The 26,459-nt window shown below is 57.0% G+C and carries 22 protein-coding genes, 2 tRNA genes and 2 pseudogenes; 23 read left to right on the top strand and 3 right to left on the bottom strand.

Annotated elements, in window-relative coordinates:
• Positions 1-5: 5 nt before the first annotated feature.
• Positions 6-78, bottom strand: a tRNA-Gly gene (locus tag BMZ01_RS08010).
• Positions 79-327: 249 nt separating this feature from the next.
• Between BMZ01_RS08010 and BMZ01_RS08005 the strand changes: the two genes are divergently transcribed.
• The 14 genes and pseudogenes from BMZ01_RS08005 to BMZ01_RS07950 all read left to right on the top strand — a co-directional run bounded on the left by BMZ01_RS08005 (position 328) and on the right by BMZ01_RS07950 (position 13,543).
• Positions 328-402 (top strand) — tRNA-Val (locus BMZ01_RS08005).
• Positions 403-593: 191 nt separating this feature from the next.
• Positions 594-734: a hypothetical protein gene (locus BMZ01_RS11210; protein ID WP_177180119.1), complete on the top strand. Its 141-nt coding sequence runs from the start codon at positions 594-596 to the stop codon at positions 732-734.
• Positions 735-1,517: 783 nt separating this feature from the next.
• Positions 1,518-2,087 (top strand): copper resistance CopC family protein, encoded by a 570-nt coding sequence (locus BMZ01_RS08000; RefSeq protein WP_223845888.1) that lies wholly within the window; start codon positions 1,518-1,520, stop codon positions 2,085-2,087.
• A gap of 177 nt (positions 2,088-2,264) precedes the next feature.
• Positions 2,265-2,930: a copper chaperone PCu(A)C gene (locus BMZ01_RS07995; RefSeq protein WP_223845887.1), complete on the top strand. Its 666-nt coding sequence runs from the start codon at positions 2,265-2,267 to the stop codon at positions 2,928-2,930.
• A 303-nt stretch (positions 2,931-3,233) separates the two neighbouring features.
• Positions 3,234-4,619, top strand: coding sequence for a Dyp-type peroxidase (locus BMZ01_RS07990; protein WP_092286249.1), 1,386 nt, complete (start codon positions 3,234-3,236; stop codon positions 4,617-4,619).
• 374 nt (positions 4,620-4,993) lie between these two features.
• Positions 4,994-7,042 (top strand): threonine--tRNA ligase, encoded by a 2,049-nt coding sequence (gene thrS / locus BMZ01_RS07985; RefSeq protein WP_092286247.1) that lies wholly within the window; start codon positions 4,994-4,996, stop codon positions 7,040-7,042.
• Between the two features lie 30 nt (positions 7,043-7,072).
• Positions 7,073-7,678 (top strand): annotated as a pseudogene (locus BMZ01_RS11375) (HIT family protein); the annotation flags it as partial.
• A gap of 69 nt (positions 7,679-7,747) precedes the next feature.
• A complete protein-coding gene (locus BMZ01_RS07980) occupies positions 7,748-8,284 on the top strand; it encodes an HIT family protein (RefSeq protein ID WP_223845886.1) in 537 nt (178 codons plus the stop codon).
• 65 nt (positions 8,285-8,349) lie between these two features.
• Positions 8,350-9,009 carry a phosphatidylinositol phosphate synthase gene (gene pgsA / locus BMZ01_RS07975; protein ID WP_092286245.1) on the top strand — a complete coding sequence of 220 codons (660 nt, stop codon included), beginning with the start codon at positions 8,350-8,352 and terminating at the stop codon, positions 9,007-9,009.
• 77 nt (positions 9,010-9,086) lie between these two features.
• Positions 9,087-9,986, top strand: coding sequence for a phosphatidylinositol mannoside acyltransferase (locus tag BMZ01_RS07970; RefSeq protein ID WP_092286325.1), 900 nt, complete (start codon positions 9,087-9,089; stop codon positions 9,984-9,986).
• 9 nt (positions 9,987-9,995) lie between these two features.
• Positions 9,996-11,213, top strand: a complete 1,218-nt coding sequence (locus BMZ01_RS07965; protein WP_092286323.1) for a glycosyltransferase family 4 protein — start codon at positions 9,996-9,998, stop codon at positions 11,211-11,213.
• Entirely contained in the window at positions 11,210-11,689 is a 480-nt protein-coding gene (locus tag BMZ01_RS07960) for a hypothetical protein (RefSeq protein WP_092286243.1), read from the top strand. The genes BMZ01_RS07965 and BMZ01_RS07960 overlap by 4 nt, the downstream gene beginning before the upstream one ends.
• Positions 11,690-11,708: 19 nt before the next feature.
• The gene (locus BMZ01_RS07955; protein ID WP_092286241.1) at positions 11,709-12,572 is read left to right on the top strand and encodes an acyl-CoA thioesterase; all 864 of its coding nucleotides are present in this window, start codon (positions 11,709-11,711) and stop codon (positions 12,570-12,572) included.
• A gap of 215 nt (positions 12,573-12,787) precedes the next feature.
• The gene (locus BMZ01_RS07950; RefSeq protein ID WP_092286239.1) at positions 12,788-13,543 is read left to right on the top strand and encodes a YebC/PmpR family DNA-binding transcriptional regulator; all 756 of its coding nucleotides are present in this window, start codon (positions 12,788-12,790) and stop codon (positions 13,541-13,543) included.
• A gap of 292 nt (positions 13,544-13,835) precedes the next feature.
• Here the strand turns inward: BMZ01_RS07950 and BMZ01_RS07945 are convergent, their stop codons facing one another.
• A complete protein-coding gene (locus BMZ01_RS07945; protein WP_143067476.1) occupies positions 13,836-14,057 on the bottom strand; it encodes a hypothetical protein in 222 nt (73 codons plus the stop codon).
• Positions 14,058-14,416: 359 nt separating this feature from the next.
• Here BMZ01_RS07945 and ruvC point away from each other — a divergent pair, with 359 nt between their 5' ends.
• The 9 genes and pseudogenes from ruvC to BMZ01_RS07900 all read left to right on the top strand — a co-directional run bounded on the left by ruvC (position 14,417) and on the right by BMZ01_RS07900 (position 25,496).
• Entirely contained in the window at positions 14,417-15,025 is a 609-nt protein-coding gene (gene ruvC, locus BMZ01_RS07940) for a crossover junction endodeoxyribonuclease RuvC (RefSeq protein ID WP_092286235.1), read from the top strand.
• 8 nt (positions 15,026-15,033) lie between these two features.
• Positions 15,034-15,645, top strand: coding sequence for a Holliday junction branch migration protein RuvA (gene ruvA / locus BMZ01_RS07935; RefSeq protein WP_092286233.1), 612 nt, complete (start codon positions 15,034-15,036; stop codon positions 15,643-15,645).
• A gap of 30 nt (positions 15,646-15,675) precedes the next feature.
• A complete protein-coding gene (gene ruvB / locus BMZ01_RS07930; RefSeq protein WP_092286232.1) occupies positions 15,676-16,761 on the top strand; it encodes a Holliday junction branch migration DNA helicase RuvB in 1,086 nt (361 codons plus the stop codon).
• Positions 16,762-16,780: 19 nt separating this feature from the next.
• Positions 16,781-17,188, top strand: a complete 408-nt coding sequence (yajC, locus tag BMZ01_RS07925) for a preprotein translocase subunit YajC (RefSeq protein WP_092286230.1) — start codon at positions 16,781-16,783, stop codon at positions 17,186-17,188.
• 198 nt (positions 17,189-17,386) lie between these two features.
• Complete coding sequence (gene secD / locus BMZ01_RS07920) at positions 17,387-19,468, top strand: protein translocase subunit SecD (RefSeq protein WP_092286228.1); 2,082 nt, start codon at positions 17,387-17,389, stop codon at positions 19,466-19,468.
• Entirely contained in the window at positions 19,465-20,652 is a 1,188-nt protein-coding gene (secF, locus tag BMZ01_RS07915; protein WP_092286226.1) for a protein translocase subunit SecF, read from the top strand. Before secD ends, secF begins: the two co-directional genes overlap by 4 nt.
• Before the next feature lie 6 nt (positions 20,653-20,658).
• Positions 20,659-22,281, top strand: coding sequence for an ABC transporter substrate-binding protein (locus tag BMZ01_RS07910; protein WP_223845884.1), 1,623 nt, complete (start codon positions 20,659-20,661; stop codon positions 22,279-22,281).
• Positions 22,274-22,852: pseudogene (locus BMZ01_RS07905) on the top strand (adenine phosphoribosyltransferase); the annotation flags it as partial. The gene BMZ01_RS07910 and the pseudogene BMZ01_RS07905, both read left to right, overlap by 8 nt.
• A gap of 343 nt (positions 22,853-23,195) precedes the next feature.
• Positions 23,196-25,496 carry a RelA/SpoT family protein gene (locus BMZ01_RS07900; protein WP_092286223.1) on the top strand — a complete coding sequence of 767 codons (2,301 nt, stop codon included), beginning with the start codon at positions 23,196-23,198 and terminating at the stop codon, positions 25,494-25,496.
• Between the two features lie 253 nt (positions 25,497-25,749).
• On the opposite strand, the gene BMZ01_RS07895 is transcribed toward BMZ01_RS07900, so the two are convergent.
• Positions 25,750-26,067, bottom strand: a complete 318-nt coding sequence (locus BMZ01_RS07895; RefSeq protein WP_092286221.1) for a hypothetical protein — start codon at positions 26,065-26,067, stop codon at positions 25,750-25,752.
• Positions 26,068-26,459 lie beyond the last annotated feature (392 nt).

Genomic DNA, 26,459 nt, shown 5'->3' with positions numbered 1-26,459 from the left:
ACCTGAGCGGATGACGAGACTCGAACTCGCGACCCTCACCTTGGCAAGGTGATGCGCTACCAACTGCGCTACATCCGCAAACACCGGCTCTCCGGTGCGTTGACACACTTTATCCGTAAGTGGCGAGGGTAGGCAAATCCCCAGCAAGGTGCCCCTGAAAAGACGTGAGGCAGGGCAGTTAAATCCCATCGATGTAGCTTGGCTGGTAGCGAGAAGGGTTGGCCGCCATTAGGTACGGGGGTTAGGCCTTCGACCTGCGGATTAGGCGAGGGCTGAGAAATGCTGCTAGGTTATTTCTCCAGACACGCAAGCACGTGTTTGCGGCTTGGTCCTATGGCTCAGTGGAAGAGCGTTCCGTTCACACCGGAAAGGTCGCTGGTTCGATCCCAGCTAGGACCACCAAAATCACCCCAGTTTGAGGCTTTCTACGAGGTTTTTAACTGGGGTGATGTCGTATGTCTGGGGGTATATTAAGGGAAATCTTGAAGCATTAATATCTCAAAGATCTATCCAGATGATGACCTGAGTCATATGCACTGTGTAGTGCGGCTAGTTTTGAAAGAAAACTACCGTACTTCAACCCTAGGGTTGAAGTGACAGAAATAATCATCACGGAACTTATGGTTACGATCCTGGGCGGCATCATTGTCCTGGGCGTGGCCTTTATGATTCGAACCCTGGTGGATAAAGGACATGTGCCGCGGCCATCACTGGATAACTCAGACCGCATCTAACTAAGTGGAAGACAGTGACCTAACTGCGGGAAGTGCAGTGCGCTGGGGCTGTGCTCCCCGCAGCGTTGTGTGTTGTGAAGGGGTATGGAGCGCGGAGGACCTGTGGCTTTGAGGTAATTAAGCAGAAAGTACCCCTGGGGGGATTGTGGCCTTTTAGGGTGCGGTGTATGCTACCGGGCGGATCGTTACCGTACTCACTGTGATCCAAGGATGAGCACGTGGCTTAGAAGTTTTTCTTGGCACGTGCTCATTCCTTTTGGTGAGGCATACCCTTGCCATATGCCGGACGGGGGTGTGAATGAGCCTTGCCGTGGGGCGAAAGATCTCGGAAATCAGCCCAAAGCTCTGGTGAATATGTACGCATGTACCAGTGACATCAAGCACAATTAACGAATGTGCACTCTAGGTGGATAACAGCGAGAAAACCCGGATAACCTCGCCTTTTTCGAAATATGCGGTGTGGGAGAAGACAGATATTAAAGCGAGTCGAGCACTGTGTGAGGGGGCGTGGGGAAATAGGGTAGGGAACTATTCACCCGCCCTATCCGACTAACTCCATGGAGCTGGAAAAGAGTGCTTCTTATCAACGAAACCGCCAGGTCCCGGCGTCGTGAAAGCGATGCTTGTAAGAAAAGGAGTCTGATTATTACCGCGAGAGGAGATCGTGCGCCCATGCTTGCCGACACCCACGCGACGAGCACACGGACGATCGCGCGGGGGATAAGCAGACACCTAGTTGGGTTAGGTGCCGCGATATGTGCGGCAGCGAGCGGAGTGATCGTTGTGGCTCCGATCGTGACACCGTGTGCGGTGGGCCCACATGCCATCGCACACGACGTAGTGTTGGAAGCCATCCCAGAGATGGATTCCACAGTGGATGAGTTCCCACGACACATCCAACTGACGTTTTCTGGTGTACCGAAGCCCAGCTATAACACGGTGGCCATTAGCCGCAGTGATACCCAGGAAGTGCTCTTTAGTGGCCAGCCGACCCTCGATGGGCGGCTGGTAAGTATTGATATTCCCGACGACCTTGATCCCGGGCCCGGTGATTACACCATTGGGTTTCAAATCACCTCCTCTGATGGCCATGCCACCAGGGGGATGACCAAGTTCAGCGTTGCTGGAGATGCAGCCAGCCGAACTGCGGTAGCCCCATCTTCCTCTTCCGATGCTGCCGACAGTGCCAGTGATGCTAGGGCTTCGTCATCAGGTGATTTAGCAGCAGAAGCTGCGGGGGAGTCGTCGGGAATATCTATGCCCATGGTCTTACTACTCGGCGCGATCGCCTTGTTGGCGATTGGTGTGGGGGTAGTAATGGCCATGAAGAAACGTCATGAAAGTGGGAGTTGAGGCGAGAGCTGAGAGTCCCCACAGTAAACCGAGTTTTCTGCCCCAAAGGTGAGAACCTCAGGGTGAATACCCCAAGGTGAGTGCGTTGATACTCACCTGAGATGAAGTCCTTTCCCGACCAGACCACACCAACTCCATCCCCCTAAGTTCAATGTTTAAGGAAGCAGGTTCCTTCACGTGAAACCTTCACTACAGCACATGCGCAATGTCACCGTCGCTGGCGTTGCCATCGCAGCCCTCACCCTTGCTGGCTGCAGTAACTCGGAAAAGGATTCTGCCAACGGCAAAGTCGATACCGCAGTGGTGGCCTCAACCAGCGCTGCCGCGGAGAAGACCGAAGGCGCGAAGGCTGATGACACTAAGACTAAGGATGCCGTGAGCATCGAAGATGGCTTCGTGAAGGCCATGGAAGCCGGCAAGGGCATGACCGCCATCTTCGGAACCCTGCACAATAACAGCGACGCCGAAGTGAATGTTGTTGGCTTCACCACCTCCCTTGGCGAAGCCAAGTATGAGCTCCACGAAGTTGTCGATGGCGTGATGCAGGAAAAGCCAGAAGGCTTTAAGATCCCCGCCGGCGGCACCCACCTGCTCGCCCCGGGTGGCGATCACATGATGATCATGGGCTACAACGAGGCCATTGAACCCGGCGATGAGGTGGAAGTGACCTTGAAGCTGGCCGATGGCTCGACCGTGGAGATCGGCAAGGTACCGGCACGCTTTATTGCCTCTGGTGAAGAAAACTACGGTGCCGATGGCAATATCCAGGGTGATTCCGGCATCGATGAGTCCAAGCAGGGCGCACACCAGGGCCATGGTGAGAATATGGAACACAAGCACTAGGAGGTTCTCCTAAGTGCAAGTGCCTAAGTTTTAGGCGCGTAAGGTCAGATCGCGGTGATGCGCCCCTACTTGGTGAATGTGTCACCGCGTTCTGCATATCTTGGCTTTGCAGGAGATGTAGATAGAACTAAAAAAGTGCGTTTGATGAAGTAGGTAGATCGGACCCCGAGTAATGCGGGGTTGAGTGAGATGAATCTAGGCAGCTTGTTGATCGCAAAGTTTTAAAAAGATTTGTGCTTGATCCCCTTAGCTTTTCAATCTTGAGCACGCGTAACCAACGTGTGTTGAAAGGATGTATCTGTCATGCGGACTCCTCGCCATGACCGCCAAGAAAACTATGACTTCCCTGAAACCAATACCCAGCCAGGTGCTGAGGGCGCCTCGAGTGCGGGGGTGGCCTCGGGCCATGGGGCCGCTGCGGCGGCTTCCGCTGAGCGGCGCGCGCCTTTAAGCCGACGTGCCTTCTTAGGTGCCGCGGGTACCGCTGCGGCGGTGGGGTCGGCTGGTGCCGTGCTGGCTGGCTGCGGTAAGGACGGTGGCATCCCCATGCCGAACGCCGATGGCCCGCAAGACACCGGGGATGGGCAAGAGCTGCCCTTAGTAGATGCCATTGTGGATTTCGATGGCGAATACCAAGCTGGTATTGCCACTGCCGTTCAAGCACACCTGAATATGGTGGCCTTCGACATTAAAGAAGGCCTGGGCTTAAAAGAAATGAAGAACCTGCTGCGGCTATGGACCGAGGATGCCCGCAGGCTTACCCAGGGCAAGAACCCCCTGGGCTCTTTGGAACCAGAAATGGCGCAGGTACCAGCGAACCTGACCATTACCTGCGGGGTGGGCGAGCGCTTCTTCGATGTGATTGGGAAAGCCGACCAGCGCCCCGAATGGCTGCACGATATTCCCGAATTCAGCTTGGACCAGCTAGAAGACCGCTGGAGCCACGGCGATATTGTGCTGCAAATCTGCTGCGATGACCCCACCATGTTGGCCTTTAGTACCCGCCATATGATCCGCTCTGGCCATAACTTCTTAGATACCCGCTGGGTACAACAGGGCTTCCTCAACGCCGATGGCGCCTTAGAGCGCGGTCGCACTCCACGTAACCTTTTCGGCCAGCTTGATGGCACCGTGAACCCGCGCACCCCAGAAGAGCGCATGGAGCAGGTGTGGATTGAGGATGGCCCGCAATGGTCCCATAAGGGCACCTGCATGGTGGTGCGCCGCATCGCCATGAACCTGGACACTTGGGAGATCCTGGACCGTGAATCCCGTGAACTCTCCATGGGCCGCACCCTGGATACCGGCGCGCCTTTAACCGGTGAGCATGAGTTCGATGACCCGGACTTTGAAGCCACTGATAAATACGGCCTGCCAATTATTGACCCGGCTAGCCACGTGGCCCGCTCGCACCCGCCGAAGGATAAGCCGCATGAGCGCCTCCAGCGCCGCGCCTATAACTATGACTTGCCGCCAGAACCGGGCAGCAACTTGATGTCTAATGCTGGGCTGGTGTTCATCTGCTTCCAAAAGAACCCGGACCGCCAATTCACCCCGATTCAGACGCGGCTGAATGAACAGGACCGCCTGAACCAGTGGATTACCCACATTGGTTCCTCGGTGTTCTTTATCCTGCCGGGAACCGGCGGGGAGGATGGCTATTGGGGCCAAGGACTGCTGGAAGCCTAAGCAGACAGAGAAGCTAGGGGCGGGAGCTAGCGAAGTGCGCTGTTTGTGAGGGGCGTCGGACGTGAAGAACGTTCGGCGCCCCTTTAGCTATGGCACGGCGGGGAAGTGCGAGGCATGCGCGGGGGTGTGTGCGGCAGGGTTTTTGGGATAAAACTTCCACTATTAATTCCGCGTACCCTAATAGCGGGGTTTGGGGCAGTGGTCGGGTAAGATCTGCCCCTGCAGACACGGGGACCTTCATTGGTGCCTGAGCTTTTTAAAGCTCAACGGTATTCAGCCCAGGCCTGGTGTTGATAACCCCACTCTCTACATGTGTGAAAGCGGCCAGGTACGTCGCCAGAGCACCCCAAGCGCAAGAAGGAGCGCCCTAGATCATGCTCACCTCCCCCGAGCCAAGTTCTCTACCCGCACCATTTGAGGTTCCCGCCGGAACCCCCGTTGGTGCAGCCATGCGGGAACTCGACCTGCCCAATAAGGGCCCGGAAGCCATCGTTGTGGTCAAAGACAAGGAAGGCCAGCTACGCGACCTGGCCTATATCCCGGAAACTACCGCAATGTTCACCCCGGTTCCGGCTAATACGGAGGAAGGCCGCGGCGTGATCCGCCACTCCTGCACCCACGTGATGGCGCAGGCAGTGCAAGCCGAATTCCCTGGCACCAAACTGGGTATCGGCCCGGCTATTGATAATGGCTTCTACTATGACTTCGATGTGAAGGAACCCTTCACCCCAGAAGACCTCAAGCGCATCGAAAAGCGCATGAAGAAGATCATTAAATCCGGTCAGCGCTTCGAACGCTTCGTCTTCGACAACCCCGAGCAAGCAGCAGAAATGCTCGCTGAAGAGCCCTACAAGCTTGAGCTCATCGTGGATAAAAACCCCGGCGCGAATGCCGATATGGGAAATGATGGTGAGCTTTCGGCTTATCGCAACGTAAACCCACGCACCAATGAAACCGAGTGGTACGACCTCTGCCGCGGCCCGCACGTTCCCACCACCCGCTATATCCCGGCGTTTACGCTGACCCGGTCCTCGGCCGCCTATTGGCGTGGTGACCAGAACAATGCTGGCTTGCAGCGCATCTATGGCACCGCCTGGGAATCCAAGGAAGCTCTCGATGCTTACCTGGACATGATGCTAGAAGCCGAAAAGCGCGACCACCGTCGCCTCGGCCAGGAACTAGACCTCTTTAGCTTCCCGGATGAGATTGGTTCTGGCCTGCCGGTATTCCACACCCGTGGCGGGATTGTGCGCCACGAGATGGAACAGCACTCGCGTCGCCGCCACATTGAAGCTGGCTACCAATTCGTGGCCACCCCGCATGTGACCAAGGGCGATCTGTTCCAGAAGTCCGGCCACCTTGATTTCTATGCCGATGGCATGTTCCCGCCCATGAAGCTCGATGGCGAGTACGACGAAGACGGCAATGTGATCAAGCCGCCGCAGGACTACTACGTCAAGCCCATGAACTGCCCCATGCACAACCTGATCTTCGCTTCGCGTGGACGCAGCTACCGGGAACTTCCGCTTCGACTCTTCGAGTTCGGCACCGTGTACCGCTATGAAAAATCCGGTGTGGTCCACGGCCTCACCCGTGCCCGTGGCTTCACCCAGGATGATGCGCACATTTATTGCACCCAAGAGCAGCTGGAAAATGAGCTCTCGGATGTTTTGGACTTCATTATTTCCTTGTTGAAGGACTATGGCCTGGATGATTTCTACCTAGAGCTTTCCACCCGCGATGAAAAGAAGTCTGTGGGTACCGATGAGATCTGGGAGATGTCCACCGAGATCCTGCAACGCGTAGCTGATAACTCTGGCCTGGATTTGGTTCCGGACCCGGGTGGAGCTGCCTTCTATGGCCCGAAGATCTCTGTGCAGGCCAAGGATGCGATTGGCCGTACCTGGCAGATGTCCACCGTGCAGCTGGACTTCAACCTGCCGGAACGCTTCGACCTGGAATACACCGCCCCGGATGGCTCCAAGAAGCGCCCGATCATGATTCACCGCGCACTCTTTGGCTCCATCGAGCGCTTCTTCGGTGTGCTGCTGGAACACTATGCCGGCGCCTTCCCCGCATGGCTAGCCCCACAGCAAGTAGTGGGCATCCCGGTGGCCGATGAGTTCGCCCCGCACCTGGAAAAGGTTGTGGAGCAGCTGCGTGCCCGCGGCGTGCGTGCCGAAGTGGATCACTCTGATGAACGCATGCAAAAGAAGATCCGCACGCACACCACCGGAAAGATCCCCTTCATGTTGCTCGCCGGTGGTCGCGATGTGGAAGCTGATGCGGTGAGCTTCCGCTTCCTAGATGGCACGCAGGTCAATGGTGTTCCAGTGGATGAAGCTGTGGACATTATTGGCGCCTGGGTTGCAGAAAGAATCAATGAGCAACCCAATGAGGAAAATATTTCGCAGCGCCGCTAAGACCGCGGTACCTGCATAGCCACAAAAGATATGAGCGAAGCTAAGCCCACAAGCAGTCAACCCACCCAACCCAACTCCACTAGCACCCCTTATGTGGTGCGGGGAGTAGGGTCGGTTGATCGACTCCAACGCCTGTGGGCTGGCTACCGCATGTCGTATATCACGGCACGCCCAGACTCCACTCAAAATAAAGGTGCTGCGGCGAAGCCTAAGCCGAAGAAGAAACACGATCCCTTTATTGAGGCGCCGAAGAAAAGCGATGAAGATGGGCTAATTATTGCCCGCGGCGAGCATGTTTACTGCCTGCTGAACCTGTACCCCTATAACGCCGGGCATCTGATGGTGGTGCCTTATCGTAAAGTCGCCAACCTAGAAGAGCTCAACCGCGAAGAGTCCCTTGAGCTCATGGACTTTATGCAACGCGCCATTGTGGCCCTAAAAACCGTGTCCACCCCAGAGTTCATCAATGTGGGGTTTAACCTCGGAAAATCCGCTGGCGGATCAGTCGGTGACCACCTGCATATGCATCTGGTACCACGCTGGCCCGGGGATATGGGCACCATGACCATCCTGGAGGACCCCAGTGTGCTGCCAGAGATGCTCAAAGACACCCGCAAGTTGCTGGCTGATGCCTGGCCACAACGGCCAGTAGCTGGGTGTAGTGGGGAAGAAGAAGATTGCCCCGCACTTAGTGGTGAAGGCGAGATCCAGGCAGGACACCTCGGCACCCCCGGCGGGCTATCAGCCCAGCCGGCTCAGGACCCGCTCCAAGAACTGTGGGTGAAATACCAGCATGCTTATGTGTTGGAATGCCCCGAGGGTGACCAGGACCCCTATAAGGCAGCACCAGATTATGCCGATGAGGATGCACTGATCGTTGCCCGCGGTGAGCATGTCTATGCCATGTTGACCCTGCAGCCTTATAACGCCGGGCATCTCATGGTGGTGCCTTATCGCCAAGTCAGCACCCTAGAAGCACTCAGTGCCCCCGAGTGCGCGGAGATGATTGACTTCATCCAACGCGCCATTATCGCCATCCGAAAAGTCTCTAACCCAGATGCCTTCAATGTGGGACGCGCACCCACCGCAGGGGTGGGGGCACATGCCCATATGCATGTGGTGCCACGCTGGCCAGGGGACGCAAACTTCATGACTGTGCTTACTTCCACCAAGGTATTGCCACAACTTTTGAAGGACACCCGTACGCTAGTGGCTAATGCCTGGCCTAAAACCTCAGGCTAAAACGACTTACTCAACCCCAATCCGCTTATACACACTAGACACACTTTTCGGAGGTGGCGTGGAAAATGCTCAGCGCTAGTGGCCGCAAACCAGCCGCAGTTTTCATCGAGCCGATCGCCCGCTTTTTCCTACGCCTCGGGTTAACCCCCAACCAAGTCACCCGCTTAGGTGCCCTTGCCAGCGTGGTGGTGGCAGTGGTGGCCATTCCCACTAACCACCTCTTTTTAGCCGCTATTATCTCCGGGCTCTTCGCCGCTTTCGACATGGTCGATGGCACCATGGCCCGCATGTATGGCGGTGGCACGAAATTCGGCGCCACCTTGGATGCCACCTGCGACCGCATTACCGATGGCGCACTTTTTGCGGCCATCACCTATTGGCTGATGGTGGAATATGACGCCAGCCTCCCACTTATCGCAGCAAGCTTCACTGTGCTGGTCGCCTCCCAGGTCATCTCCTATGTCAAAGCCCGCGGGGAAGCCTCCGGCTTCAAAATCAATGGTGGCCTCGTTGAACGCCCCGAAAGGCTCATCATCGGGCTAGTGGGCTTAGGCCTTCAAGGCCTAGGTGTTCCCTATGCCATTGATGTGGCTATCTGGGTGCTGGCGATCGGCAGCATCTACACCGTGGCACAAAGACTCAGGATCGCAGCGAATGATCCGCATGCCAATGAGATCATCGCACCACCTAAAGGCGCGGTGGACCCTAACCGCAAACGTAAATAAGCAGCACCCCAAGAAGCCTAAGGAAGATAAGTAGCGCAGTGAGCCCAGCTGAGAGATCACCCCACGGACCTGCGCTTGTGCTTCTTGCCCTTAAAGACCCAGTAGCTTTTGGCTACCTGGCTGCCTGGAAGATTCTGGGGAAACTCCCGGAAAAATCACTGCAGAAAATTTTTTACCTCGGTGCGGATCTAGCCTGCGACCAGGGACGTGGGATGGAGCAGCTGCGGAGGAACCTTTCCCGCGTTGTGGGCCCAGAGAATGTGACCCGGGAATTGGTGCGCAACTCCATGCGCTCCTATGCGCGCTATTGGCTAGAAGCTTTTAGACTCCCCAGCATTATCGCTAAGAACCCCGACTTCGCTGCTGGGCTGGAACAATATGTGACCGGCATGCCCGGGATTGATGCCTCTATCCAATCCGGGCGTGGGGTGATCCTCACGCTGCCGCATTCTGGGAATTGGGATATGGCTGGGGTCTTCCTCGCCGGTACCCACGGCAGCTTCACCACGGTTGCTGAGCGGCTCAAACCAGAAGTGCTCTACCAAGCCTTCGTGGAGTATCGCGAATCCCTGGGGTTTAAGGTCCTGCCCTTAAGCGGTGGGGATACCCCGCCTTCGATGCAGCTGAAGAAAACCCTGCTTAGCGGTGGGGTGATTGCGCTACTTGGGGAACGCGATATTAAAGGCCGTGGGGTAGAGGTGATCTTCTTTGGGGAGAAAACCACCTTCCCGAGTGGACCTGCGCAACTAGCTATGGATACCGGTGCGGCCTTGCATGTGGTGCACCCCTATTTTGATGGGGATAAATGGGGTTTGGATTGCTCCCCAGAAATCCGCGTCGACGACCTAGAATCCACAGTGCAGCGCATTGCACAGCTTTTTGAAAGAAATATTGCAGCGCACCCCGAAGATTGGCATGTACTACAGCCATTATGGATCAACGACCGTCCCACCCGAAGGCCTGGAAAGGAGCACTAGATGCGGAAAATGCGCATTGGCATTGTGTGCCCCTACTCCTTCGATGAATCCGGTGGCGTACAAGTTCATATCCTCGACCTGGCGAAGGAACTACGCTCCCGCGGACACTATGTACGCGTCCTAGGGCCAGCAAGTAAGCCCAAAGCACCAACCCGCAACCCACTCAAGAAATTGCTGCGGTTTGTGGCTAAGAAACTCTTGCCTTCCAAACCTGACGCCCCGGAGCTTCCCAGCTTTGTGGTGCGCGGCGGCTCCGCGATACCGGTGCGCTATAACGGCTCGGTAGCCCGCATCTGCTTTGGACCACGGGTTCGCAGAAGAGCACGCGCTTTCTTAAGAGAAGGCCGCTTTGATGTGCTGCATATCCATGAGCCGAACTCACCGAGCTACTCGATGATCTGCCTTCAAGAAGCTGAAGGGCCGATCGTGGCGACCTATCATGCCTCGGTGAGTAAATCACGAGCACTCAATATCGCGCACCCCATGTTGCGGCCCGCCTTAGAAAAAATCCGGGCGGGGATTGCGGTATCGGAAACCGCAAGGCGCTGGCAGGTAGAACAGCTAGGGACAGACCCGGTGCTGATCCCCAATGGGGTGGATACCGCCTTATATACCCGTGCTTTAGCGCAAGCCCAGCAGCACAAAACCAAGGAACTTCGGCCACCGACGATCGTGTTTTTAGGGCGCCTGGATGAACCCCGCAAGGGGCTTAATGTGCTGCTTAAAGCACTAAGAGAGATCCACACCCCGGTGACCTTGAAGGTGATTGGGGCAGGGACCCCGAGAAGCGAAGCGAGCGACCTGCCGAGCACGAAGGTGCATTGGTTAGGACGAGTATCTGAGGAAGAAAAAGCCCGGGTGTTAGCGGAAGCAGATATTTATGTGGCGCCGAACCTCGGTGGGGAGAGCTTCGGCATTGTGCTGGTGGAAGCGATGGCCGCTGGGTGTGCGGTGCTGGCTTCTGATTTGGAATCATTTTCTTTGGTGTGTGATGCGGAAGCAGAACAACCAGCAGGGCAGCTATTTAGCACCGGGGATCCGGAGGATCTGGCGGTGAAGCTACAGGAGCTATTAGATGATCCGGGGAAGCGGATGGCGCTAGCTGACGCTGGGGTGAAACGTGCCACCCAATATGATTGGTCTACCGTCGCCTCCCAAGTGCTGGCGGTCTATGAGTCCATCACCAACGCTAACCGCCAAGAACAGGTCAGGCCGCGCCGCACATGAGCACCTTCTTCTACATCCTGCTTGCCATCGCTATAACGGTGGCGCTGTTGTGGGCCTACTTCACCGCGCAGAGGCTCAACCGTATGCACATCCGCACGGATGCGGCAAGAGAAAACCTGCGGGCCTCTTTGGACCGTAGGGCAGCAGTGATTACTGCAACCATCCCGGAGCTTGCCGAAGCTGCTCGCGCGGCAGAACAACTTGGGCTTAGCCCCTTGGAGATTAACCAACGCTGTGAAGCGGAAGCGGAGCTGGCACGGCAGATTGCTGGGTTAGAACACCCCCCGCGTGCCTTGGGTGAAGCTGAGGTGCGCGTGGAGTTGGCTCAAAGATTTTATAATCAAGCAGTTACTGATACCCGCGCTTTGCGCACCCGCCCCTTGGTGAGGGGATTCCGCCTCGCCGGTAATGCTCCATTGCCGGTGTTCGCGGAATTACCTTTATCTTCTGGGGCTCAACTGCCTCCCTCGAATTAAACCTAAGGAATAACTCAACGTGGCTGCGATTGAAGAGATTTTGGACCTGGAAGCCATTGACCGCGACATTTTCCGCGGGCCAGCTATCCATTCGGAATTAACCCGCACCTTCGGTGGCCAAGTAGCTGCCCAAGCTCTCGTCGCTGCCACTCGAACCATTGATGATGATAAATTCGTGCACTCTTTGCACGGTTACTTCGTTTCCCCTGGGGCATCGGAAAAGCCCACGGTGTACCTGGTGGATCGCATCCGCGATGGCCGGAGTTTTTCTGCCCGGCAGGTCTCGGCGGTTCAGGATGGGGAAGTTATTTTCTCTATGCAGGCTAGCTTCCATGTGCCTGGGGATAAGGGTATTGATCATTCTGATGTGATGCGGGATGTACCGGACCCGGATGAGTTGGCGGATGATCGTTCGCATCTGCCGGCTAGCTCGCGAGCGATGCTGGCGGAGTGGGGTGATTGGGATATTAAGGTGGTCAATTCTTCTGAATATGACACCAACCCCTATACCGCCACGCACCAGGTGGTGTGGTTTAGGTCTAAGAAGGAATTACCGGCAGACCCCACCTTCCATGTGTGCACCTTGGCGTATATGTCGGATATGACGCTGCTGCACTGCGCGGTGGTGCCGCACCCGGATCACCCCGTGCAGATGGCGAGCTTGGATCACGCCATGTGGTTCTTGCGCCCCTTCCGTGCGGATGAGTGGTTGATGTATGACCAGATTTCCCCTTCGGCGGCTAATGGGCGTGCCTTGGTGCATGGCAGGATTTTTAATCGCCAAGGGGATTTGGTTGCGGTGGTGACCCAGGAGGGGTTAACCCGCACCTTGGAACCTGGGCAAAAAGTAATTCCCATGAAGAATTTAGAACCAGAGGCGTAGTTCGCCCCCCTGGGAGCTACTCGCGTGGAAAGACTGTGAGGGTGTGGCAAAGCCTAGCCCCGCAGGCGCGGGGTTGCCAGGTGCCGGGCGGGGGCCGCTGGGTCTCGAGGAAAGCTCTAGGTTGGACAGGCCGCTATACTCGGCACAGTTAGGTTATTGACGCGGGGGTAAGATAACCCACGTTTTTAAGTCGTTATTAATACGAAAGGGATGAGATGGCAGGCCACTCAAAGTGGGCGACCACCAAGCATAAGAAAGCCGCGAATGATGCCAAACGCGGCAAGGAGTTCGCGAAGCTAATCAAGAATATTGAAGTCGCGGCCCGCACTGGTGGTGGCGACCCGGCATCGAACCCCACACTTGATGACATGATCCGCAAGGCCAAGAAGGCCTCGGTTCCTAATGACAATATTGAGCGTGCCCGCAAGCGCGGCTCCGGTGAGGAAGCCGGCGGCGCTGATTGGGAAGCCATTATGTACGAAGGCTATGGCCCTAATGGTGTGGCCATGCTCATTGAATGCCTGACGGATAATCGCAACCGTGCTGCCACTGAGGTGCGCACCGCGATGACCAAGAATGGCGGCAATATGGCCGAATCTGGTGCGGTGTCTTATATGTTTACCCGCACCGGTGTGGTGATTGTGGATAAGGGCGATAACTCCGAAGACGATGTGCTGATGGCGGTGCTGGAAGCCGGCGCTGAGGAAGTTAATGACCTGGGCGAAAAGTTTGAGGTAGTGTGCGCGCCGACGGATATGGCGGAAGTGCGCAAGGCCTGCGAGGAAGCCGGGTTGAATGTGGATGACTCGGATTCGGAGTTCCGTGCCTCAGTCGAGGTGCCGCTGGGGGTGGAGGATGCGAAGAAGATCTTCCGCCTGATTGATGCGCTGGAGGATTCCGATGATGTGCAGAATGTGTTCACCAATATGGATCTTTCTGATGAGGTAGCCGCAGCGCTGGAAGCGGAGTAAAGTTTTTAAGCGAGCGTTTTACGCTCCTCGAAATGAGGTTAGTTGGCAGATAACGAGCCTCATTGAGCTTCTCCTTTCTCGTGCTCCCCGTGGTTTGTTCCTTCGCGCAGTACCGGACGCCAAGCTTCTGGTTATGAGGACACTGTGCCCAAGGTTTCAGGCCACCGGGAGTTGGACTGTGCGGGGGTGCTTGCGGGCGCGTGTGTGGGGTCGGGGAGTGCGGCGTTGGGGCGCTTTAGCGTAGCGCCACGCTGAGCTAGAGCACTGTTTGCGCCCGCCCGAGATTCTTTGGCTACTGAGATATAGCGCTGCGGTTATTCCTGTTACCGCGATAGACCACGATAGATCCAATGATTGCCGAGGCAAGGAGTGCGGTCACTAATCCGATTAAGGAAAAGGTGATCCACTCATGTGCATTGCTGGGTGTGGTACCTCGAGAAAAGGCGGTGATCACATAGGTAATGATGGAAGCAATAGCCGCGGTTGCGTAGATGGCCATTGATTTCGAAGGCATAAGAGAGGCCTTTCCACTAGATAACGTTATATTTCTAGAACGTAACAATGGGGAGTATGCGGTCTCAACAGGTGCAGCTCGTTGTGCTAGCAATCGTGATGAAATTGTGATCTAGTCTTATGCGGGTTGGGTTCGCTGTAGGGATGCCATGATCTGTGGTGGCCATGTGCTGCGGCGAGCAATTCTTGCGCCGGGCTAGGTGCGTGATAGCCAGGTGGGAGCCGCGTGTTGTGGGGCCTGTGCTCCCGCTTCGCAAAACTGTGCTAAAACTAATGAGGAGTATGACCCCGCCGGCGTCCTAGAATGCGGGGAAAGAAGAATTTGCTTGTGACACGAATGAAGGGCAGCACACCACCTCGATGAGCATTCCGGGAACCAACTTAGAAGGCCTACGCGTCATGGGGATCGACCCCGGGTTAACGCGCTGTGGCTTCTCGGTGGTCCAAGCTGGCCGCGGGCGTAGCGTGATCCCCGTGGCCGTTGGTGTTGCGCGCACCCCAAGTACTGATGATCTGACTGCTCGTTTGCTGGGCTTATCCAAAGCCGTAAATGAGTGGATGGATGATTATCAACCAGATGTGGTGGCCATCGAGCGGGTGTTTGAACGTGGCAATGTGTCCACGGTGATTCATACTGCACATGCGGTTGGGGTGTTAGTTTTAGCTGCTGCGGAGCGTGGCCTGGATGTGCAAATGTATACCCCCAGTGAGGTGAAGAAGGCGATCTCTGGGAATGGGCGGGCCGATAAGAAGCAGATGACTGCGATGATTACGCGCATCTTGGGCCTAAGTGAAGCGCCGAAACCAGCGGATGCGGCGGATGCGTTGGCGTTGGCGGTGTGCCATTGTTGGCGAGCACCTATGTTGGCCCGCCAGGCGGCGGTGGCGGAGCAACAAGCCAAGCAGTTGGCGAAGCAAAAAGAAATGATTGCGGCGGCGCGAGCCAATGCTTTAGCTAAGGAGTCTTAAAACACATCATGATTGCTTCTTTACGTGGCACCGTTGAACATATTGCCTTGGACTCCGCGGTGATTGAATGCGCCGGGGTGGGGTACTTGGTGTATGCCGCACCACCGATGCTGGCGAGCTTAAGGCGCGGTGAAGAAGCCTTTGTGTACACCACCATGATTGTGCGCGAAGACGCCATGACCTTGTATGGCTTCCCGAACCCGGAAGCCCGCGAACTATTCGCGCTGCTGCAAACCGTCAATGGGGTGGGCCCGCGCCTAGCGCTGGCAGCCCAAGCTGTGTTTAACCCCGATGAGATTGCTCAAGCCATTGCCCAGGGGGAAACCAAGGCTTTGCAGCGCATCCCCGGAGTAGGCAAACGCACCGCAGATCGCATGATTGTGGATCTTAAAGATAAGGTGAAGGCCTTTATTAGCGAAGATCCTGAAAGCCCCAGCCTGACAATTGAAGGCGCAACGGCCGTAGATGGCCGCGCACCGCAGCTGGTGGAGGCCTTGATTGGCCTTGGGTTTAGCGAAAAGCAGGCAGCACCGGCGGTGGCCAGTGTGTTGGCGGAAGAACCTGAGCTGGATACCCCCGCGGCTTTGCGTGCGGCACTACGCTTATTGGGGAAGAAATAGCGTGGGACTCTTAATGGGAAGGCCAGATGTATGTCTGATGTAGAAAAGACAGAGTTCCATATTGCCGGGGCAGAACCGGCGGCTAAGAAACCTGCCCAAGATCCAGCAGTCAACCCTTCAGCGCAGCCTGGGGAAAAGGACGCCGAGAAGGGGTTGCGGCCGAAAAGCCTAGATGAGTTTATTGGGCAGCCGAAGGTAAGAAGCCAGCTAGACCTGGTGCTTTCTGGTGCTAGGAACCGTGGGGTGACCCCGGACCATGTGTTGCTTTCTGGGCCACCCGGGTTGGGTAAAACCACCATGGCGATGATCATTGCCCAAGAACTTGGTACTAGCCTGCGGATGACCTCCGGGCCGGCACTAGAACGTGCTGGGGATTTAGCGGCGATGCTTTCTAACTTGATGGAAGGCGATGTGCTTTTCATTGATGAGATTCACCGCATTGCCCGGCCGGCTGAGGAAATGCTCTATATGGCGATGGAGGATTTCCGCATTGATGTGATTGTGGGCAAGGGCCCTGGGGCAACCTCTATTCCCTTGGAGCTACCACCTTTTACCTTGGTGGCTGCCACCACGCGCTCAGGCATGCTGACCGGCCCCTTGCGGGATCGCTTCGGGTTTACCGCCCAAATGGAGTTCTATGACGTAGAAGACCTCACCAAGGTGGTCACCCGTGCGGCACGCATTTTGGATGTGGGTATTGATCTGGATGCCGCGATGGAGATCGCCTCACGTTCGCGCGGCACACCGCGTATTGCGAACCGGTTGCTGCGCCGTGTCCGAGACTTTGCGGAAGTGCACTCTGATGGGTATGTGGATTTAGCTGCTGCCCGCGGTGCCCTGGAGGTCTTCGATGTGGATGAAGCTGGGTTGGACCGCCTGGACCGTGCGGTATTAGATGCACTGATCCGCGGGCATGGTGGTGGCCCCGTGGGGGTAAGCACCCTGGCCATTGCGGTGGGGGAGGAGCCCTCCACCGTGGAGGAAGTCTGCGAACCATACTTGGTGCGTGCCGGCATGATTGCGCGTACTGGGCGAGGTCGTATTGCCACTGCAGCTGCGTGGGAGCACTTAGGCTTAGAACCCCCAGAGGGCACCCTGGGGCTATTGAAGATATAGATAGGTAGACTGCGCACTTATGGAATTACCCATTCTCATACTCTTATTGCTGGTCTTTTTGGTTCCGACCTTCTTGATGACCCAACGCGAAAAGAAAAGGGCCAACCAGGTTCGCGCCTTCCAAGCACAACTTCAAGGCGGTGAACGCGTGATCACCGTCGCTGGCCTGCACGCCACCGTGGTGCAGGTAAAAGAAGAGACCGTGGATCTGGAGATCGCCCCGGGGCTGGTGACTACCTGGGATCGCCGCAGCATTATTCGCGCCGCCGAAGATGAGGTGCTGCCGGTGGTTGAAGAGGCCCCTGTGGATAGCGAATGGCCGGAAAACGGCGACGTGGCCCGCGAGGGCGACTCGCCAAGAGAGCTACCGCGTGAGGCACACCCGGAGAACCTGGATCCGGAAGATCCCCACAACCCGCGCCCCTAGGTCTCGGGGAAAGCTAAAATAACACCCACCATCCCACAGTAAATTCCTTACCGTGGGATGGTTTTGCTGTGTGAGGGGCCATGATTAAGGCACCAAACATCGGCAATGAGGCTCGCATAAGTTACGATGATCGTTTGTGTCCGGGACACGTGCACACCTGCGCGTGCCCAACCTCGAAGCCCAGGAGGTTAGACGTCCTTGTCGCCTACAACCCCGAGTGTTTCCACACGGCCGAAGAAGGCCGTTAAGAATCGCTCCCAAAGCTGGCCCTGGCGTGCACTTTCCGTGTTCGCGCTTTTGGTCATTGTTGTTTACTCGCTTGTGTTCTTCACCGGCGATCGCCAGGCCACACCCAAATTGGGTATTGATCTCCAAGGCGGCACCCGCGTCACCCTGGTCCCTCAAGGCGCAGAACCTACCCAAGAACAGCTTTCCCAAGCGCGCATCATTTTGGAAAAGCGCGTCAATGGCATGGGTGTTTCGGGCGCTGATGTGGTGGCCGATGGCAATACCCTGGTGATTACCGTGCCGGGTGAAGATACCTCCGAGGCGCGTGCGGTGGGACAAACCTCGCAGCTGCTCTTCCGCCCGGTGGCGGGGCCAGGTAACCCAGATATTGAGAAGCTGCCTGAAGTGTTGGGCGATATGGCGAACCGCTGGGTGGAACTTGGCGTTGTGTCTAAGGACCAGGCCAGCAATGCGGTGAAGAAGATGATCGATGCGATCAACCAAAGCCGCGATATGGAACAAGAAGGCCAAGAAGGCAAGGACGAAGGCGCGGAAGCCGAAGGCGCGTCCGAAGGTGCGGAAGCGGAGTCCAAGCCGGAGGTTCCGATGCCGGAGATCACCGCGGAAACCCCGGAGGAGCCTGCGAACTCCCTGGAGGCGGCGGAACGTCGCCGCGAGGTGACCGCAGCTTTGGCGAAGGATCGTCAATCTGAGGACGCCACCACCCAGATCGCCGCTAGTGCGCTGCTGGTCTGTGATGAGGGGCTAGATCCCTTGGCTGGTACCGATGACCCCTCGAAGCCTTTGGTGACCTGTGATCGTGGCACCGAAAGCGTGTACATCTTGGCGCCCGCACCACTGCTGGTGGGCGAGCCCGAAGGTGGGGCGCGGCTAACGGGTAATGAGATTGATACCTCGCGCCCGATTACCGGTGGGTTGAATACCGAGACCTCGCAAATGGAAATTAACTTTGCGTTTAAGGCCGAAGGTGATGCCAAGGGGTCGGAAACCTGGGCGAAGCTCACCCAAGAATATTTGAAGCGCCAAGTGGCGATCACCCTGGACTCGCAGGTGATTTCGGCACCGGTGATTCAATCGGCAACGCCGGTGGGTTCGGGAACCTCGATTACCGGGCAGTTCACCCAAAAGGAAGCCCAGGAGCTGGCGAATAACCTGAAATATGGTGCGCTGCCGCTGAGCTTCGCTGGTGAAAATGGTGAAGCTGGTGGCACCGCGCAGACCGTGCCGGCATCTTTGGGTGTGGCCTCGTTAAAGGCCGGTTTGATTGCTGGCCTGGTGGGCTTGGTGCTGGTGATGCTCTTCGTCTTCGCCTACTACCGTGCCCTTGGTTTGGTGTCCATTGTGACCCTGGTGAGTGCCGGTGCCCTGGTGTACGGGCTGCTGGTGCTGCTGGGCCGCTGGATTGGTTACTCGCTGGATCTGGCCGGTGTGGCTGGTTTGATTATTGGTATTGGTACGACCGCGGACTCCTTCGTGGTGTTCTATGAGCGTGTGAAAGATGAGGTCCGTGATGGCCGCACCTTCCGCTCGGCAGCACCGCGTGGTTGGGAACGCGCGAAGCGCACCATTATCACCGGTAATATGGTGACCTTGATTGGTGCCGTGGTGATTTACTTCCTGGCTGTTGGTGAGGTTAAGGGCTTCGCCTTTACCCTCGGGTTGACCACGCTCTTCGATATTGCGGTGACCTTCTTGGTGACCGCGCCGCTGATGCTGATGGCTAGCCGGAAGAAGTTCTTTGCGAACCCGGCGGCTAATGGCATGAAGCAGGTCATGGACTTTGCGAAGCTGCACGCACCGGCCGAGAATGCGCCGGGATACTACCGTGATACCGCTGGCCGCGATAAATATGCTGAGCATGAGGCGAAGCTGGAAGCTGCTGGCGGTGGTGTCGCGGTGGCTGAGCGTGAGGCTGGCTCTGTTGCCGTGAAGCCGGAAGTCCAGATCGTCGACAGCACGGAACCGAAATCCGTTCCAGGTGACGCAGCCACTGAAGAAGATTCCACTAACACCGAGGAGAATCAGCGATGAGCAAGTTCCATCGTCTATATACCGGCGAAGGTGGCATCGACTTCATTGGCCGCACCCGCCTTTGGTACTGGATTACCGCAGTGCTGCTGGTGGTTAGCATCGGCGCGATTGGTGTGCGCGGCTTTGACCTCGGCATCGACTTCGAAGGCGGCACCAAGCTGAACATGCCCGCCGCGGAGCTTTCCACCGAAGCAGTGGGGGAGACCTTCAGCGAAGCAACTGGTGTGACCCCTGAACTGGTACAGATCGTGGGTGCCGGTGATACCCGCACCCTGGAGATCAAGTCCCAGCGCCTTTCTGATGAACAAATCGCTGAGGCCCGCCGCAGCATCTTCGAAGAATTCCACCCCAAAGATGCCCACGGCACTCCCTCCCCGGATGCCATTGGCGATTCCACCGTGTCGGAGTCCTGGGGCGATACGATTACCCACCGCATGGTGATCGCCATGATCGCCTTCTTGGCGTTGGCCTTCGTCTATATTGCGCTGCGCCTCCAGCGAGAAATGGCTGTGGCAGCCATGCTCGCGCTGCTGGTAGATGCCGTGGTGATTGCTGGTATCTACGCGCTCTTCGGCTTCGAAGTCACCCCAGCAACCGTGATTGGTTTGCTGACGGTGTTGGCCTTCTCCATCTATGACACGGTGATTGTGTTCGACAAGGTTCGTGAAAACACTGAGGGCCTGAAGGGTAGCTTCCGCTCGACTTATGCTGAGGAAGCGAACCTGGCGGTCAACCAAACCGTGATGCGCTCGATCTCCACCTCGGTGATCTCCGCGCTACCGATCATCGCGCTGATGATTGTGGCGGTCTGGATGATGGGTGTGGGCACCTTGAAGGACCTGGCACTGATCCAGCTAATCGGTGTGGTAGAAGGCGTGTTCTCCTCGATCTTCCTGGCCACCCCGATTCTGGTGAGCCTGATGAGCCGCCGCAAGGATATCCGCAAGCACGCCGAGGGTGTGGCCAAGCGCCGCCAAGGCATCTTGGATGATGAAGCTGCCGCCGAAGCCCGCCGCGAATTAGCTGCCTCGGGAGAAACCTCGGACTTCGCCCCGGCTCGTGGCGCGAATGCTCACCTGAGTGTTTCCACCTCGGATCCGATGAGCGAAACCAGCCCGCGGCCTGGCACCCCAGGAACCCCCGGGGTTACCGGTGTGAGCTGGCGCCCGAATCAAAGGCGATGAGTTCAGGTGGCTAGAACCGCAAGAGATGGTGCAGCACCAAGACTAAAGAAACTTGGTGCTGTGCTTGCGGCTATGTGCTTAACAAGCCTCACCCTTAGTGCCTGCACCGAAGAAGAACCCAAAGAACCCCGCAACCAGGCTTTGGATCACTTTGGGTATATCGCGAACTCCACGCTGAAGACCACCAATGCAGGCAGCACCCTTGGTGCTAGTACCTCCGCTGAGGTACTGGCCTCCCGGGTATATCCGGCAGCTTATGTGCAAGGGCCTTCGGGACAGATGATCCCGAATACTGACTTATTAAGTACCCAAGCTCTACCGAGCACGAACCCACAGGTGGTGTACACCATCGCCGAGGACGCGAAGTTCTCTGACGGGGTGCCGATTACCTGCGATGATTTTTTGCTGAGCTTTAGTGCCGCGAAAATGCCGGAGCTTTTTGATTCCCACATGCCGGTTGTTGAAGACGCCATCTCTTTAGATTGTGCGCCGGGGTCAAAGAAATTCACCGTGGTATTTAACGAAGGCCATGGTGACCAGTGGCGCATGCTTTTTGGTCCAGGAACCGTGCTTCCTAGCCACGTGATTGCTGAGCGTGCTGGCTTAGATGATGTGGCTTTGGTGCAAGCCCTCGATAACTTTGATGCCGAGGCCCTAGGGGAAGTTGCACGCATTTGGCGCGAAGACTTCAACCTTGATCATTTTGATCCCGAACTGCAGGTTTCTGCTGGACCCTACAAGGTGGAATCAGTAGGGCAGAAGGGCGAAGTGACCCTGGTCCGGAATGAAAACTACTATGGCGACGCCCCGGAACTAGACACCATCGTGGTGTGGCCCCAAGGCAGTGATGCCACACACCTAGCGGAAGAAGAAGCCATCGCGGTAGCCGATGTTCCCGCCGGTGGGGATCACTTTGTGCACCGCAACGAGCCCACCAACCCCTTCGACATCTCCGCCGTCGTCGGGCGCATGAACGACACCCTGGTGTTAAGCAAGACCCCGGAAGGCATATTCGCTAGCCCTGAAGCGCGCCACGCTTTTGCTGCCTGCGTCAATCAAACCGAGCTGGCCAAGGTGAGCTCTGGACGGGCCGGCCAAGAAGTCCCAGCGATTGCAGCGCATGTTTTAAGCGATGGGGACCCGGAGTGGCATCAACTCCAAGACCTAGCTGATCAGCACCAACGCCACGATGTAGATACCGCTGCCGCTGAACTGCTGCGCGGTGCGACCATCCGGGTGGCGTACGAGGCGCCGAATGATCGCTTAGCTGCCATGGTCAGTGCCCTGGCCACGGATTGCGCAACCGCCGGCATTGAGGTGGTGGATGTATCTGATCAGGTAACTAACCCCCTAGGTCAGATGCGTGGCCCTGAAGCCGGCGTTGATGCGGTGCTCATGGCGGTGGAACCCCAACGGGAATACGGGGACACCGGGATGATCAAGGGCGATATTGAAAAGATGCGTGCCCGCGAGCAACAACTGTGGGATGAAGCTTATTACCTGCCGATTGCGGCCCAGCCCCGCACTTTTGTGATTGACCGCAATGTTGGCAATGTAGTTGTGTACACAGGTCCTGCCGGCATTGGCTGGAATATGGACCGTTGGAAGGAGAATACCCCTAGTGCCTGATTCACCTCAGCAATTCGCCAACCCAGCCTTCGAGAATGCACGCGAAGCGCTGGCTAAGAAAATCCGCCTGGTGCCGGACTTTCCCGCTGAAGGGGTGCTCTTCGAGGACCTCACCCCGGTGCTCGCTGATGCCGAAGCCTTCCACATTGTGGTTGATGAGCTAGCCGAGGCCTGCGAAGAACTCGGCGCCGACATGATCGGTGGCCTCGATGCCCGCGGCTTCCTCCTTGGATCCGCAGTCGCCTACCGCCTGGGCTTGGGGATCCTGGCTATCCGCAAGCGCGGGAAGCTTCCGCCCCCGGTGCATACCCAAGAATATGAATTGGAATATGGCACCGCTGCCTTAGAGATCCCCGCTGATGCGCAGGATCTGCGCGGCCGGAAGATCGTGTTGGTTGATGACGTCTTGGCCACCGGTGGCACCTTGGTTGCGGCACGCGACTTGGTGGAAAAGTGCGGCGCACAAGTTACCGGCTTTGTGGTGGTACTGGAGGTCGATGGTTTAGGTGGGCGCGAACGCCTCGCCAAGGCCACCCCGGGCCATGAGCATGCGCCTTTGGTGGTTATTAACCGTGACCCCCAAAGCGACGCCACGGAAGCTGCCGCGAGGGCTAAGCCCATCGAGGGCACTAAGCCCTCCGAAGGCGCTAAGCCCTCCGACGGTGCCACGGAAGCTGCCGAGGGTGCTGAGGTTAAGGCGTAGTTTCTCGCCTCGGGCCGGCTGGCTCCAACCTAAGGATCGGCGCGGGGAGTGCATCACCCCCTTAAACGGTGGAGGCCTAATGCCCCGCTTTTTAAGGATGTCGGTTAACCTCTAAGTTCACAGATAAAAGAGCGAAAGTAGTGGCCTTTCGGTGCTGCCCAGCGCTGAGAGGCCGCGGTGTGTATAAAGAGTCCAAGGAGGCAGGCGCGCGATGAACCTGGATAAAAACCGCACTCGCCCAACAGTGGGTATGCGGAGCATGTCCGCGCGTTTAGCCCGGAGCCTTACCGGCGGTGGCCAACGGGCCAAAACCAACCCTGTCTTGGATCCGCTTCTTAGTATCCACCGGCAATTCCACCCCAAAGCCGATGGTGAACTTTTAGATCGCGCCTACACCACCGCTGAAAAACTCCATGACGGCGTTTACCGCAAATCCGGGGATCCGTATATTACGCACCCACTAGCGGTGGCTACTATTGCCGCAGAAATTGGTATGGACACCACCACCTTAGTGGCTGCTCTGCTTCACGACACTGTCGAAGACACCGACTACTCGCTAGAAGACCTCACCCGCGACTTCGGTGAAGAAGTCGCTCGCCTGGTAGATGGCGTCACCAAGCTCGACAAGGTGGCACTCGGTGCCGCAGCGGAAGCTGAAACCATCCGCAAAATGATCGTGGCCATGAGCCAGGATCCCCGCGTGCTGGTTATCAAGGTTGCTGACCGCCTGCACAATATGCGCACCATGCGCTTCCTGCCGCCGGAAAAGCAGGCCAAGAAAGCCCGCCAAACCCTCGAGGTGATCGCACCCCTGGCACACCGCCTGGGGATGGCAAGCATCAAGTGGGAGCTGGAGGATCTCTCCTTTGCGATTCTCTATCCCAAGAAGTACGACGAGATTGTGCGCCTGGTGGCCGACCGCGCCCCCTCAAGGGACCGCTATTTGCACGAGATCATCGAAGAAGTCACCGCAGCGCTTAAAGAAAACCACATTGAAGCTGAGGTAATCGGCAGGCCCAAGCACTACTGGTCGATCTACCAGAAGATGATTGTGCGCGGCCGCGACTTCGATGAGATCTTCGACCTGGTGGGTATCCGTGTGCTCGTCGATAACGTCAATAACTGTTATGCCGCCATCGGTGTGGTGCATGCCCTGTACTCCGCGATGCCAGGGCGATTCAAGGACTATATTTCCTCACCGAAATTTGGGGTGTACCAATCCCTGCACACCACGGTGATGATCCCTGGAGGTAAACCCCTGGAGGTGCAGGTCCGCACCCATGAGATGCACTACAACGCAGAGTTCGGCATCGCCGCGCACTGGCGATATAAGGAAACCAAGGGCTCGCACTCCGGGGAAGAAGCCGAAGTCAAGCAAATGGCGTGGATGCGCCAACTCTTGGACTGGCAAAAAGAAGCAGCGGACCCCAATGAGTTCCTGGACTCTTTGCGCTATGACTTAACTAGCAAACAAATCTTCGTGTTCACCCCTAAAGGTGATGTGGTGAACCTGCCGGTGCAATCTACCACGGTGGACTTTGCCTATGCCGTGCATACCGAAGTCGGGCACCGCTGCATTGGTGCCAAAATCAATGGCAAATTGGTTGCCTTAGAAACCCCGCTGAAATCCGGGGACCGTGTGGAGATCTTTACCTCCAAAGACACCAACGCTGGGCCTTCACGAGATTGGCAAGACTTCGTGGTGTCCCCACGGGCTCGTGCCAAAATCCGCCAATGGTTCGCCAAGGAACGCCGCGAGGAACACCTCGAAGCTGGCCGCGATGCATTAGCCGCGGAGGTTCAACGCGGTGGGCTGCCCATGTACCGCCTCTTTACGGCGCAATCCATGAAGCAAGTCGCCACCGAGCTGCACTACCCGGATGTGGATGCGCTTTATACCGCCATTGGCTCCGGTCATGTTTCGGCCCGCCACGTTGCTCACCGCCTCATGGCGATCTTCGGCGACCAAGATGATGCCGAGGACACCCTCGTCTCTCGCACCCCATTTTCTGAGCTGGTGGCCCAGAAGACCAAGCAGAACCTGGCGTCAACCCGCAGCTCCAATAGCGGGGTGTTGGTCGCAGGTTCCCCAGACATGATGGCGAAAATGGCGAAGTGTTGCCAGCCGGTACCCGGTGACCAGATCTTCGGTTTCGTTACCCGCGGCGGGGGAGTATCGGTGCATCGCACGGATTGCACCAACGCCAACAAGCTGAAGGAAGAACCAGAGCGCCTTATCGAGGTCTCCTGGCCCTCTGAGCACACCGGTGGGGCCTTCGAGGCCACCTTGCAACTGGAGGCCCTGGATCGCGCAGGATTGCTCTTTGAGCTCACCCGAGTGATTACGGATCAGAAGCTCTCGGTGGTCGCTATGAACTCCCAAGCCTCCGATGACCACATCGCCACCGTCCGCTTCACCTTCGCAGTCTCCGATACCAAGCAACTGGGTTCTTTGATGAATACTCTGCGCAACACTGAAGGTGTCTTCGACGTCTACCGCGTCACCGCCTAAAACCCCCGCGCGATGTTGTGCTTTCCCCGAGCCCCTCGGCGAAGGCCCATACCCCCAGCGACGGCGAGCACACGCCTGGGCTTTGCCGCGCCTGCTTCATTCTCAGCGCGAGTAGCCCACGTCTAAACCCCGCTCCCCGGACAGCAAAAAACTGATCTCCTCGCACATCCCATAGCGGGGTGTGTGCGAGGAGATCAGTTAAATTTTAACTTGAGCGCTCGAACTCACCGAAGAGCAGCGCTAGCCAAAGTTCTTACTTCTTGAGCAGGAACTTCTGGACGAAGGTCCAGATAGCGGTCAGGGTGCTGATGATAGCGGCAATAGCCTTGGCCCACTCGCCGAGCTCCTTGGGGCTCTCGACGGAACCAGCCGGCTCAGCCTTCTTTTCAGAGGTGCCGGTGGCAGCAGCGGTGGTGGTGGTGGTTGCGTCATCCTTCTTGCCGAGGTTGCCCAGCTGAGAAGAGATGGTGGCGGGCTTGTCAGCAGCCATTGCCGGAGCAACGGTGGCGCCGGTGATCATAGCGGCGGAGCAAGCAACGGCAACCAGGCTCTTGCGAGAAATAAGCTTCATGTAAATTTTCCTTCTTTCGAGGTGAGCTACGAGACAGACTGGACTATATCCCTGAGTCTTAGGCATGCGCAAGAACTTGACTCACATTCCAGAACCATAACGGCGCTATTACGATACAATATAGTTTCTGATACCAAATAACTTTCTGCACCACTGGTTAACTGCCCTCACAGATCCTGCAGCTTATCGACCATTAGGGCAGTCGACCCAAATGTGGCGGCAACTAAACTTGACGAAATGTGCGAAGCGTCACCTTACCCCTGAAATAGGGGATCGTTCAGGTGCTCACGCGATCCCCGTCTGAGCGCAATGGTCGTCTTTATCGGCACCACTACCGAAGTCCCAACACATCCTTGCAACCCCGCCAAGCCGTCAAGCACCCCAACGCGCGC

This window comes from Corynebacterium spheniscorum (genome assembly GCF_900113445.1).
GTDB lineage: Bacteria > Actinomycetota > Actinomycetes > Mycobacteriales > Mycobacteriaceae > Corynebacterium > Corynebacterium spheniscorum.
Note: the sequence above shows the minus strand (reverse complement) of the source record. Positions and strands in the feature narration are given on the sequence as shown.